Consider the following 13,161-nt stretch of genomic DNA (forward strand, 5'->3'; position numbering starts at 1 on the left):
ATACTGGATGCCGTGCGTAACCTGACTCAGAATGCACTGGTGCATTCCGGCGAAGGCAACGTCACCGCCGAAGCCGGTGGCGACCTGCTGATGACGGCCAACGGCAGCACCACCGCCACTCTCGGCAACGTCGACTACAGCGCCGTGGGTGATGCGACCATCCAGGACGTCAGTGTCGGTACCGGCGATGTGGTTCTTGCGGCCCAGGGCGACCTAGTGCAGAACGGCACCGTTTCCGTGACCGAAGGTCAGGTGAACGCCGACGCCAATGGTGACCTGAGCATGAGCGTGGGCGCACTGACCAACGTTGCTGGCAAGGGCGATGTCGCCTACAGCGCTGGTGGCAACCTGCTGATCGACCAGATCCGCACCGCTGACGGCAATGTGGCACTCACCGCCGAAGAAGGTGACATTCAGGTACAAGGCACTGCCGAACGCAACGTTACGGCCAAGCAGCTGACGGCGAACGCTTCGGGCGATATCGGTACCAACGATGCCTTGCGCACCGACGTCGATACCTTGGTTGCCAAGGCCGATAACGGGTCGATCGTGGTCAACGAAGCTGACGGCATCACTCTGGATGACGTGGCAGCTGCCAATGGCCTCGTGTCGGTGGATGCGGGTGACATCGCCATCCAGCAACTGCAGGGCGACTCCATCGAGCTGGTTTCCAGTGGCAAGGTCGAAACCCTGAGCAATGGTCTGGTCCAGAGCGGCAGCCTGAGCGTCGACGCCGAAACCGGCGTGAACCTGCACACTGCGGTGGACAGCGCCACGGTAACGGTCAACGGCACCGGCGACCTGACCCTTGCGGAGGACGACGACATCACCCTGACCCGGCTGGTCACCGCCGACGGCGACATCACCGTCACCGCCGGTGGCGACATCGGCGTGAATACGGTCGATGCCGGTAGCCACAACGTAAGCCTGACCTCCAACGGAGGGGCCATCGTCACTGATCAGCCATCGATCTTGCGTCGCCTGTTTGCCCGCATCGCCCAGGTCACCGGTATCAGCGGTGACCGCGTCGAGCTCAACGCCGCCAGCGGCCTGGGTAACGGCGATCAGGGCGCGCTGCAACTGAGCGCCAATACCATCGATGCCAGCACCACCGCCGGCAACGTCGACCTGACGCAATCCCAGGCAGTGACTCTGGAGCACGTCAGTACCGGTAACGGCAACGTGCAGGTGGCAGTCAACGACGGCAATGCCGTGGTCGGCGAAGTCAGCGGCAGCGGCGCGGTGAACCTGTCGGTGAATAACGGTCAACTGATCGACGATGGCGATAACAATACGCTCATCGAAGGTCAGGACCTGAGTCTGGCCGCCAGCGGTGGTATCGGTGCCGACGGCGCTCTGCAGACGCGGGTGAAGACCCTCGACGCGCAGGTTTCCGGCAGCGGCAATATTGCCATCGACGAAGCGGACGGCCTGGACAGCCTGACCGTCAACAGCGGCGACGGTGATGTGGCCATCAACAGTGCCAGCGGCGACCTGAATGTCGACGTGATCAACGCCGAAGGTCACAACGTCAGCCTGCAGGCTGGCGCCGGTGCCATCCTCGATGTGCAAAACGATGATGTTGATGACATCAACGCCAACGGTGTCGAGCTGGTCGCGGCCAACGGTGTGGGTTCCAGCGGTAACGCCTTCGATGTGAACGTGCAGACCCTCGGGGCTGACGGCGGCACCGGCGGTATCCGTGTCAACAGCACTTCGAGCGGTACGCTGACCCTGTCGTCGACCTCGGGCGATGCACTCAAGGCCAGCAAGGGCGACATCGTGCTGACCACCGCAGGCGATCTGCAGGTGGGTGGCAACGTCGAGCACAGCGGCAATGGCAACATCTCGCTGAGCGGTGCGAATGTTGCGCAGAACGCTGACATCACTACCCAAGGCAGTGGCAACGTCACCGTCAATGGTAGCGGCGCGGTAAACATGGCGGCTGGAACCACCACGTCCACCAGCAACGGTACCGTCACCTACAAGGGCGGCCAGAGCGTCAGCGTGTCCTCGATCCAGACCTCCAACAAGGCCGGAGGCGGCAAGGTGATCTTCGAAGCGCCGAGGGTGCTCGACAACCTGCCGGGCGTGTCGAACGTCAAGGCCTGGGAGGTCACGGTCAACGCCAACAACGGCTCTGCCGGGTTGATCAGAGAGCTGATGGGTAACATCAACGGTTCTGCTCACGTCAACTTGGATAACCGTGTGATTGGTGGCAGCCTGGCCGAAAGCCGACGCTTCATGGAGGCCCTGTTGCAGCCGGCGGTGCAGCAGCAGAGCCGTCCGGAGCAGATGTTCGCGGTCGGTGTGATCAACGAGGCACAGCTCGCTCCGAGCCGAGGCTTCGTGGAGGGTGAGGATGGCGTGATGACCTACAACAAGTAAGTCACCACGTTGTGAAAAAGGCCGCCGGGTTTGCCCGGCGGCCTTTTTTCAGTTCTGTACTTTTTGCTTGCCCGGACCGCTACATGGGGGCGAGCTTGCCAGCGAAGCATCGTGAATACGCTTCCTCACCCGACTGCCGATAACTTGCGCTGTGCTGTTTCCCGGCAGGGATCATCCCCCGCTCGACCATTCGCTCAAAAACTTTATCGAAAGGCTACGTCGTGCTTCATGATCGCTCTGGACGGGCGGCTGTATAAGGCTGCTGGAGACAAGGTCAGTCTGCTCCGGCGCCGGAGCAGACACTTGCCTGGCTGATGGCAGGCATCTTCGTGCGCGCTGTGGCTCGGTCTGTTGGCCGGGTTCTGCCGCACGGTTCCTGTCCTTGCAGGTGGTCGATGTTAATCTAACGGCGCATTCAGGGCGGTGCTCGCGAGGGCGCCGGGACCGTCCTGGTAATTGTTAAGAGAAGGAAGTACCTATGAAAAAGCTGAACATGAGCGCTGTCGCCGCGGGTCTCGCCCTGCTGGCCGGTTGCACCAGCAACCCCTATACCGGTGAGCAGCAGGCGGGCAAGGCCGGCATCTATGGCGGCATTGGTGCCATCAGCGGTGCAGTCATCGGCGCGGCGACTTCAAGCAAAAAGGATCGCACCAAGGGTGCCCTGATCGGTGCTGCGGTTGGCGGTGCTGCCGCCGGTGGCTATGGCTATTACGTTGACACGCAGGAAGCCAAGTTGCGCCAGACCCTGCAGGGCACCGGGGTTCAGGTACAGCGCGACGGTGACAACCTGACGCTGATCATGCCGGGCAACATCACCTTCGCCAGTAACTCGGCCGATATTTCCAGCACCTTCTATCCGACGCTGAATTCGCTGGTGCAGGTGTTCAGGGAGTTCGACAAGAACGGCGTCGATATCGTCGGTCATACCGATAGTACGGGATCGCTGCAGCTGAACCAGGACCTGTCCAACCGCCGCGCGCAAAGCGTTGCATCGTACCTGGTGGGCAATGGCGTGGCGGCGGCGCGAATTTCGTCCTACGGCGCCGGTCCGAGCCAGCCGGTTGCCAGCAACGACACGGCAGCCGGCCGTGCTCAGAATCGCCGTGTCGAGATCAATCTTCGTCCGCTGTAACAGCTGATAGGCAACAGGGGCGCAAGGCCCCTGCTGCCGTCGTGATTCAGACGCCATTAATTCGTTTCCCTCTGCGGGCGTTGAACCTCTCTGCGCTATCCGAATCTGACACTGGATAGCGCGCCAGTAGTGGCACAGAGGAGGTCGAATGGATGATCGTCCCGCTCTCCATTCCCGCAGGACCCGGCTGCCAGTACTGGTCGCTCTGGTCCTGATGGCGGGGTTGGGTGGATGGATTGGCTGGCAGTGGCATGTTCAAGAGCAGCGCAGCGAGGCCGAGCAGGAGCAGCGCTTCATCTTCGCCGTCGATGACATCGAGCACACCCTGCGCGAACGGATGCGAGCCTACGAGATGGTGCTGCGCGGGCTGGCCGGCGTAGTGGCGGGCAGCGATGAAGTCAGTGCGGACGACTGGACGCGTGCCGCGTACCAGTTGCAGCTGCAGGACTTCTATCCGGGCATCCAGGGCATCGCGCTGGCCCGGCATGCCACTGCGGCAACCATCGACGGTATGATCGAACGGATCCGCGCGGACGGGCGCGAACGCTTTCGCATGTACCCGCCCGGCGAACGGGACGAGTATGTCGTCGTCGACTACATCCATCCCGCCGACTGGCGGAATCGCCGAGTGCTGGGCTTCGATCTCTTCAGCGAAGCCACCCGCCGCGAGGCCATCATCAGCACGCGCGACAGTGGCAATCCGGTGCTCACGGGGCCGCTGCGCCTCAAGCAGGAAACCGAAAAGAACGTCCAGGTAGGCGTGCTGCTGTTTCTGCCGCTTTATGCCTCTGCCGCCCCGGTCACTACCGAGGAAGAACGCCGGCAGGCCTTCGTTGGAACGCTGCATGGTGCGTTCCGGCTGACCGATCTGATGGAGGGCATCCTCGGCTCGCGCAGCCGGATGCTGCAGTTGCAGCTTTACGACGCCGCGAACCCGGATGCCCCGCTGCTGGCCGGGCGGGCTCCGGTCAGCGACGACGCGGCCTTTCAGCGGGTGCGCAACATCTACATGTATGGGCGCAGCTGGCAGCTTCAGGTCGCCAGCACGCCGGAGTACGAGGCGCTGCTGCGTGACCATAACCGCGCCTTCAACCTGGCCGCGGCGCTGACGGCGGCGGTGTTGTTTTCGCTTCTGGTCGGGGGCTACCTGTACCTGCGCGAACGCGCGCTGCGCAGCAGCCAGGTACTCAGCCTGCAACTGCAGGAGCGAGAGGCGCGTTTTCGCCAGTTAATTGAACAACTGCCGGTCGCGACGCTGCTGTGCAACGCCAGCGGGCGCATCGAACTGGCCAACCAGAGCGCCGGGCAATTGCTCGGCAGCACCGCCGAACTGCTCGCCGGCGAGCGTGTCGGTCGCTACGTGCCCGGGGTACTCGGCGAGCAGATCCTCCGGCAGTTGCGGGAAGCCAGCCAGCTTGAACTGCAGGCCCAGCGGGAGGACGGCAGCCCCATTCCGGTGGCCGTCAGCCTGACCAGTTTCAGTCACGACGATGCGTTGTACTACGTGCTCAACCTGCTCGATCTGCAGGCGCGGAAGCGTGACGAGGAGCGTTTCCGCAATGTCGTCGAGGCGTCTCCCAATGCGTTCGTGCTGGTGGACGGGCACGGTGACATCGTCATGGTCAATCGCCAGACCGAACTGCTGTTCGGCTATAGCCGGCAGGAACTGCTCGGCCAACCGGTCGAGCTGCTGCTGCCTGAAACGCTACGGGAAGTGCATCGCGGCCTGCGCCAGGATTTCGCCAGGCATCCGGAGCCACGGCGCATGGGCAGCAACCGCGAGCTGTTCGGTCGTCATCAGGACGGCAGCGCGCTGCCGGTCGAGATCGGCCTGTCGCCGTTGCGCAGCGGCGACGAGCAACTGGTGCAGGCGGTCATCATCGATATCAGCCACCGCAAGGCGGCCGAGCGACGGTTGCGTGAACAGGCTGACCAACTGGCTGTGGCCAATCGCTACAAGTCCGAATTCCTCGCCAACATGTCCCATGAGCTGCGTACACCGCTGAACAGCATTCTTATTCTCAGCGACCAGCTGCGGCAGAACGGTTCGGGCAACCTCAACGACAAGCAGGTGCGTCATGCCGACATCATTCACCGTGCCGGCCACGAGTTGTTGCAACTGATCAACGACGTGCTCGATCTCGCCAAGATCGAGTCCGGGCGCATGCAGCTCAAGCTGGAGCCGCTGAATCTGCGCGAGCTCTTGACCGAACTGGAGGTTGGTCTGAGGCCGATGGCCGAGCAGAAAGGACTGGTGCTGAAGGTGAATATCGACCCGGACGTGCCGTCCGTCCTGAGTTCCGATCGCGCGCGGCTGCAACAGGTCCTGCACAACCTGTTGACCAATGCCTTGAAATTCACCGAGCACGGCGAAGTGGAGTTGCTGGTGAGCTGCCCGGCAGCCGATCACGCGGCTGAGCAGATGCTGCAGCTACAGGTGCGTGACACGGGCATCGGTATCGCCAAGGACCAGCAGGAGCGCATCTTCCAGGCGTTCCAGCAGATCGATGGTTCGATCAGTCGGCAGTACGGCGGTACCGGTTTGGGGCTGGCGATCACCCGACAGCTGGTTGAAGTGCTGGGTGGGGAGGTTGCCGTCGCGAGCGAGCTTGGCGAGGGGGCCATCTTTACCGTCCGGCTACCCGTGGGCTCGGTACCGGCGACGCCTGCAGCGTCGTTTTTTCCGCCCCAGCCTCAGCGGCGAGGGCGGGGCCCAGGGCTGTTGATCATCGAGGATGATGCGGATTTCGCATCCGTGGTGGCCGAGGTCGGGCAGAACCATGGGTTCACCAGCCTGATCTGCAACACCGGCCAGCAAGGGTTGGAAGCGCTGAAGCGGGAGCACTTCGCCGCGGTGATCATCGATATCCTGCTGCCGGATATCAGCGGCTGGCAGGTGCATCGCGAACTGCGCGCCGATGAACGCCATCAAGGCATGCCGGCACTGATCATTTCCTGCGTGCCGCAGCCCCATGACTGGAACGACGACGGCTCGCGCTATCTGGTCAAACCAGTTGCGCAGGCGGAACTCGAGCGCATCTTCATTGAAATCGCGCGTCATGAGCACAACCCGCTGCGCCTTCTGCTGGTGGAGACCGATCCACGGCGCCGGGGTCTGATTCGCGACCATTTCGAACGACTCGGTTACAGCGTCACGCTGGCGGCTACGGGGGGCGGTGCTCAACTGGCCTATGCCGAGCATGTCTTTTCGGTCGTGGTGGTCGATAACGAACTGGCCGATGGCAACGGCCTGGGTCTGCTGGACGCTCTGGAGCGGGTCCGCTCGCTACGAGGGGTTACGGTGCTGCTGACCAGCGAGGAGCCGCTGTCAGACGTAGATCAACGACGACTACGCCAGTATTCGGGGACGGTAATAGCCAAGTCGGAAGCCGTGGAACGCATGGGCGACGTCCTGCGGCCGCAGCCTGCGCCGTTATCATCCGACGCTGCCGCCGCGCTGCAACTGGCTGCACCCGGACGAAGGGTGTTGCTGGTGGATGAAGACGTGCGCCTGATCTATTCGTTGACTGCTCAGCTCGACCAGTTGGGTCTACAGGTGGTCCCGGCGACCAGTGCCGAAGAGGCCATCCAGCGGTTCGAGGCCGATGCCTTCGATCTGGTACTGCTGGACATGCACCAGCCAGGGGTGGAAGGTCCCGAGCTGGCGCGACGACTCAGGCAGGAGCATGGTTGCCAGGTGCCGATCGTGGCGCTGGCCGGCGCCGATGAAGTGGGGGCACCCGAGCATTACCTTGCCGCGGGTGCGGACGATGTGCTGGTCAAACCGGTCGAAGACGTGGCGCTGCTGGAGCTGCTGCGGCTCTGGCTGGGTCTGGAGCAGGCCGCGGCCGATGCGGAAGAGGAGTAGGGCGTGCGACATGCCGGACAATGGGGTCTCAGGGCCGTGGCTCAGTTGCTTTCGTGCGCGGTGCATGAGCCCATCGTGTTCATTACCGACAGCCCTGTGCTGCCGGCCGGAGGTTGGCGATGACGCAGACGCAGCTTAAGACCAGGCCACGCAGTCGTACGCTGCTGGTAGTCGATGATCGTGAGGCCAATCTGGTGGCAATGGAGGCGCTGCTGGGCGACGGCGACTGGCAGGTACATACCGTCAACTCCGGTGAGGCGGCGCTCAAGGCGCTGCTCGAACGGGATGTCGAACTGGTTCTGCTGGACGTGCAGATGCCCGGCATGGATGGCTTCGAAGTCGCCCGACTGATGCGCGGCAGCCCGCATACGCGTTACACGCCGATCATCTTCGTTTCGGCCATTGCCCATACGCGCGATTCGGTATTGCGCGGTTATGCCACCGGAGCGGTGGATTTCATCCTCAAGCCGTTCGACCCCCAGGTGCTCAAGCACAAGATCAATACCCTGCTGGCCCACGAGCATAACCGCCGCGACCTGCAACTGCTCTCGCAACAGCTGGATAGCGCCCGTGCCTTCAACGCCTCGGTGCTGAGTAACGCGGCGGAAGGGATCCTGGTGGTCGCCGAGGACGGTTTCATCAGCTTCGCCAATCCGGCGATTGCCGGCATGCTGCATACCCGCGTCGAGGATCTGCAGGGCACGATGCTGCTGTCACACCTGGCAGCGCCGCAGATGCCGGCCAGTTGGCACGAATCCGATTTCTATCGTTACTGGCGCAGCGGTTCCACGTACCGGCTGCACGAGGCGCAGTTGCATACCGCCAATGGCTCGACTCTGCCGGTGGCCCTGTCCAGTTCACCGTTGCCACGCCAGCAGCGCTCGATGGTGGTCATCGCCCTGGACATGTCGGTGGTGCGCAACCTGCACGACCAGCTGGAAACCCAGGCGGTCACCGACTCGCTGACCGGGCTGTTGAACCGGCGCGGTTTCCATCAGGCACTCGAGTCGTCGCTGGCGCGGGTCGATCGCAACGGCAAGCGGATGGCCATCCTCTACATCGATCTGGATGGCTTCAAACGCATCAACGACTCGCTAGGCCACGACGCCGGTGACGAGATCCTGTGCAAAGTGGCGCGCCTGCTGGAAACCTGCATGCGTCCGTACGACATCATCGCGCGCATGGGCGGCGATGAGTTCACCGCACTGCTGGATTCCCTCGACCAGCCGGAGGACGCCGCGCGTGTCGCGGAAAAGCTGATCGAGCTGATCTCGGTGCGGCACCGGATCGACGGTACCGAGGTTACCCTCGGTGCCAGCATCGGCATTGCGCACTTTCCCGATTGCGGGGTCAGCGTCGACCAGTTGCTGCGCTCGGCGGACATGGCGATGTACGAGGCCAAGCGTGCCGGTCGCCGGCAGTACCGGTTCTTTTCCAACGATATGAACGAGCGGGCGCACGCGCGGCTGATGATGGAGGAAAACCTGCGCAGCGCCACCGACCGCAACGATTTCGAACTGCTCTATCAGCCGCAGATCATCCTCGACAGCGGGGCACTGCGCGGCTTCGAAGGCCTGCTGCGCTGGCCGCAGGGCGAGGCCGGCGAGAATCAGCCGGGCGTATTCATCCCGCTACTGGAAGAGACCCGGCTGATCGAGCGCGTGGGGGACTGGGTGCTGCGCGAGGGCATGAACCAGCATTCGCAGTGGCTGTCGGCGCTTGGCAGCGATCTCGTGCTCAGTCTCAACGTCAGCCCGGTGCAGTTCAGTCGTGCCGGGCTGTTCGATTCGCTTCGGCGGCTGCTCGACGAATTCCAGCTGAACCCCGCCCAGCTCGAGCTGGAGGTCACCGAAGGCACGCTCATGCAGGACCTCGAGCAGAGCTGCGAGAAGCTGCGTCAGTTGCGCAAGCTCGGGGTGCGGGTGGCGATTGACGATTTCGGCACAGGCTATTCGTCATTGGCCTATCTGCGCCATTTCGAGCTGGATACGCTGAAGATCGACCGCTTGTTCATCTCCAACATGCTTGACTCGCCGCGCGACGCTGCGGTCGTCAGCACCATCATCGATCTGGGCCGCAACCTGGGCCTGGAGGTGGTTGCCGAGGGCGTGGAGACCCTCGCTCAGCGCGATTGGCTGGTGGAAAACGGTTGTGATGTCATGCAGGGCTTTCTGGTATCTCCCGCTGTAAACGCTGAGCAGGCCCGCGCGTTTCCCGCCCGGTTCGCCTGGGAGCCAGCCCTGAACCGGTAGCGGGCCGAACTCAGCGCTGGGCCGGAAACTGCTCGTGCAGCTGCGCCAGATGAAGGTCCTTTTCGCTCCAGAGCTGGTTGACCCACTGCTGGAAGGCCAGCCGATACGCTTCGTCCTGGTCATAGTTTCTGCGCAGGAACTCGCTGGGAATCGGCTGCGCCTTGATCCGTAACACCACCTGGCGAATGTTGCCTGCCAGCAGATCCCAGAATGTCGGGCGACCGTCTGGGTAGTGGATGGTGACGTTGATCAGCGCCGTCAGTTGCTCGCCCATCGCGTCGATGACGAAGGCGATGCCGCCGGCTCTGGGTTTGAGCAGGTAGCGGTATGGCGAGGCCTGCTCGGTGTGTTTGTCATCGGTAAAGCGTGTGCCTTCGATGAAGTTGAATACCGAAACCGGATTGGTCCGGTAGCGTTCGCACGCCTTGCGCGTCGTCGCCAGATCCTGGCCGCGCTTTTCCGGATATTTGGCCAGATATGCCTTGCTGAAGCGCTTCATGAACGGAAACTCGAGCGCCCACCAGCACAAGCCGATCACCGGCACCCAGATCAGCTCCTGCTTGAGGAAGAACTTGAGGATCGGCATGCGCCGGTTGAACTGATACTGCAGGGCGAGAATGTCAGCCCAGCTCTGGTGATTGCTGGTCACCAGGTAGGAATGCTGCATGTCGACCTGATTGAGCCCCTGGACGTCCCAGCGAATGGAGCGGACCGAATCCATCCAGAAGCTGTTCACCGCTATCCAGGACTCGGCTATCCAGTGCATGCCAAAACGCAGCGTGCGTTGAATGGCCGGGAAGGGAAGCAACAGTTTCAGCAGCGAAAGGGCGAAAAGCGGCCAGCACCAGAAGAGGGTATTGAGTGCCAGGAGCAGCGCGGCGAGGGCGCCACGCAGTGGAGCAGGAAGAAAGCTCAGCATGTAATTCTCATCGATACGGCGGATTCGAGGCGCCAAGAGTAGCGATTGCGCGCCGAACTGCAACAGTCGTGCACACGCCCGATCGTGTTGGACAGCCTCACGGCTGGATGGGCTCGCCGAGGTGAGCTGCCCAACGGCGATGAACAGGCGACGCATCGGTGAGCGTTGGGCTTCGGCGCTGCGCGCCTCAACCGCAACCTACGGCGCGCACCTGTGGATGGGTGGAGCGATCGTAGGTTGCGTTGAGCGAAGCCCAACGAGCAATGCAAGAGGCGGCATGTCGGCGCAAGTTGGCCTTCGGCGCCTCTCAACCGCTACGCCGTCGACATGCCGGTTGCCCGACGCAACGTACCGCGCTTCGCGGCGTCCCTGCCGCTCGATCACGTTTTTGCGAGTCAGCCGTTCTGGTTGGCAGCCTGCAGCGCGGTCAGGGCGATGGTAAAGACGATGTCGTCCACCAGCGCGCCGCGCGACAGATCGTTGACCGGCTTGGCCAGACCCTGCAGCATCGGGCCGACGCTGAGGCAGTTGGCGTTGCGCTGCACCGCCTTGTAGGTGGTGTTGCCGGTGTTCAGGTCGGGGAAGATGAACACGGTGGCCTGCCCGGCGACCTTGCTGTTCGGCGCCTTCTGCCTGCCGACGCTGAGCACGGAGGCGGCGTCGTACTGCAGCGGGCCGTCGATCGGCAGTTCGGGGGCGCGTTCCTGGGCGATGCGGGTAGCTTCGGCGACCTTTTCTACTTCCGCACCGCTGCCGGAACTGCCAGTGGAGTAGCTGATCATTGCCACGCGTGGGGTAACGCCTAGTGCCACGGCGGACTCGGCGCTCTGCAGGGCGATTTCGGCCAGCTCGGTGGCGCTCGGGTTCGGGTTCACCGCGCAGTCGCCGTAGACCAGCACCTGGTCCGGCAGCAGCATGAAGAATACCGAGGACACCAGGCTGTAGCCCGGCGCGGTCTTGATCAGTTGCAGGGCCGGGCGAATGGTGTTGGCTGTGGTATGCACGGCGCCGGACACCAGGCCGTCGACTTCGTCGAGTGCCAGCATCATGGTGCCCAGCACCACGGTATCCTTCAGCTGTTCGCGAGCGTCATCGGGCGTCAGGCCCTTGGCCTTGCGCATCTCGCACATCGGCTCGACGTAGCGGTTGGCGATGGCGTCCGGGTCGAGGATCTCCAGGCTGGCCGGCAGAGTAATGCCCTGCTCGCGAGCGACCTGCTGAACTTCCTCCGGCTTGGCCAGCAGTACGCAACGGGCGATGCCGCGGTCCTGGCAGATGGCAGCGGCGCGGATGGTGCGCGGCTCGTTGCCTTCCGGCAGGACGATGCGCTTGTTGGCTTCCTGGGCGCGCTTGACCAACTGGTAGCGGAAGGCTGCCGGGGACATGCGCAGCTCGCCGCGCGGCACGCTGCAGCGGGTGTGCAGGAATTCGGGATGCAGATGGCTGGCGATGAAATCGGTTACCCGCTTGGCACGCTCGATGTCGTCCGCAGGGGTTTCCTTGTTCAGGCCGAACAGGTTGTTGGCCGTGTCGTAGGAATTGGTTTCGACGGTCATCACCGGCAGGCCGCCATCCAGGGCTGCCTTGCACAGCTCGAGGATGCGCGGGTCCGGCGTGAAGTCGCTGCACAGCAGCAGGCCTGCGAGCTTCTCGCCGTTGAGCGAGGCCAGGCTGGCGGCAAGAATGATGTCGTCGCGATCGCCCGGGGTCACCACCAGTACGCCGGATTGCAGCAGCTGCACGGTGTTCGGAACGGCGCGAGCGCAGAGCACGATCTTGTTGACGCGGCGCTGGTCGGCCTCGCCGGCGTTGAGCACCTGGGCGCCGAGCAGCTCGGCGATGTCGCGGGTACGCAGGGCGTTGAGCTCTTCGGAGAAAGGAATGGCGCCGAGCAACTGGAACTCTGCGCTACCCAGTAGCGGCAGATGCTGCTTGAGGTTGTCGATGAACGTCGGCAGCCCCTCGTCAGTCTTGACCTTGTTGAGAATCACGCCCAGCACCTTGGGGTCCTTGGCGCCGCCGTACAGGTGTGCCTGAATCTCGATGCGCTCGGCCAGACGCTTGAGGCTGTCGCTGCCTTGCGCAGCGATCAGGATGACCTCTGCGTCCAGGCTCTTGGCCAGCTGGGTGTTGATGCGCTGGGTGTAGTTCGACTCGCGAGTCGGCACCATGCCTTCGACGATGACCACATCCTTGCCGGCAGCCACTTCCTGATAGCGACTGATCACGTCTTCGAGCAGCAGGTCGATTTCGCCATCGGCGAGCTGGCGTTCCACCTGTTCCAGCGGCAGCGGCTCGGGGGAGGTCAGGTTCAGTGTGCGCTCGACGAGAATGCAGGAGCGCTCACGGCCTTGATCGACCGGGAACGGCTGGGCGATGGGCTTGAAGAAACCGACCTTGAGGCCCGCATTTTCCAGCGCGCGAATCAGGCCCAGGCTGATGGAATTGAGGCCGCCACCGAAACCGGTAGGGGCGAGAAAGAGTGTGTGCATGGCATCTCCTTTATGACAGGGTGCTCGGATAACGGTGGGCCAGGCTAGGCAAATCGTGCCGGTGCGGGAACTGCCTGATTGCCGCGGCGCTCAAGAGCAGAAACCCGACG

Annotated in this window: 6 protein-coding genes; 4 read left to right on the forward strand and 2 right to left on the reverse strand. The window is 63.2% G+C overall.

What is annotated here, in order from left to right; all coding sequences use genetic code 11:
* From B597_RS0223720 to B597_RS42130, 4 genes are all read left to right on the forward strand, one after another.
* A partial coding sequence (locus B597_RS0223720) for a beta strand repeat-containing protein (RefSeq protein WP_031323717.1) occupies positions 1-2,388 on the forward strand: 2,388 nt, incomplete at its 5' end.
* 478 nt (positions 2,389-2,866) lie between these two features.
* Positions 2,867-3,520: a YiaD family glycine zipper/OmpA-like lipoprotein gene (locus B597_RS42120; protein ID WP_003293713.1), complete on the forward strand. Its 654-nt coding sequence runs from the start codon at positions 2,867-2,869 to the stop codon at positions 3,518-3,520.
* Positions 3,521-3,668: 148 nt separating this feature from the next.
* Entirely contained in the window at positions 3,669-7,388 is a 3,720-nt protein-coding gene (locus B597_RS42125) for a CHASE domain-containing protein (RefSeq protein WP_024162414.1), read from the forward strand.
* A gap of 119 nt (positions 7,389-7,507) precedes the next feature.
* Positions 7,508-9,640, forward strand: a complete 2,133-nt coding sequence (locus B597_RS42130) for a putative bifunctional diguanylate cyclase/phosphodiesterase (protein WP_003293712.1) — start codon at positions 7,508-7,510, stop codon at positions 9,638-9,640.
* A 10-nt stretch (positions 9,641-9,650) separates the two neighbouring features.
* On the opposite strand, the gene B597_RS42135 is transcribed toward B597_RS42130, so the two are convergent.
* Positions 9,651-10,559 carry an acyltransferase gene (locus B597_RS42135; RefSeq protein ID WP_003293711.1) on the reverse strand — a complete coding sequence of 303 codons (909 nt, stop codon included), beginning with the start codon at positions 10,557-10,559 and terminating at the stop codon, positions 9,651-9,653.
* Between the two features lie 395 nt (positions 10,560-10,954).
* Entirely contained in the window at positions 10,955-13,051 is a 2,097-nt protein-coding gene (pta, locus tag B597_RS42140) for a phosphate acetyltransferase (RefSeq protein ID WP_003293710.1), read from the reverse strand.
* Positions 13,052-13,161 lie beyond the last annotated feature (110 nt).

Origin of the sequence: Stutzerimonas stutzeri KOS6, from assembly GCF_000307775.2 — a bacterium.
Taxonomy (GTDB): Bacteria; Pseudomonadota; Gammaproteobacteria; order Pseudomonadales; family Pseudomonadaceae; genus Stutzerimonas; species Stutzerimonas stutzeri_B.

Coding starts and splice junctions, on each gene's coding strand:
- B597_RS42125 (WP_024162414.1), top strand. CDS start 3,669: ATGGATGATCGTCCCGCTCTCCATTCCCGCAGGACCCGGCTGCCAGTA.
- pta (WP_003293710.1), bottom strand. CDS start 13,051: ATGCACACACTCTTTCTCGCCCCTACCGGTTTCGGTGGCGGCCTCAAT.
- B597_RS42135 (WP_003293711.1), bottom strand. CDS start 10,559: ATGCTGAGCTTTCTTCCTGCTCCACTGCGTGGCGCCCTCGCCGCGCTG.
- B597_RS42130 (WP_003293712.1), top strand. CDS start 7,508: ATGACGCAGACGCAGCTTAAGACCAGGCCACGCAGTCGTACGCTGCTG.
- B597_RS42120 (WP_003293713.1), top strand. CDS start 2,867: ATGAAAAAGCTGAACATGAGCGCTGTCGCCGCGGGTCTCGCCCTGCTG.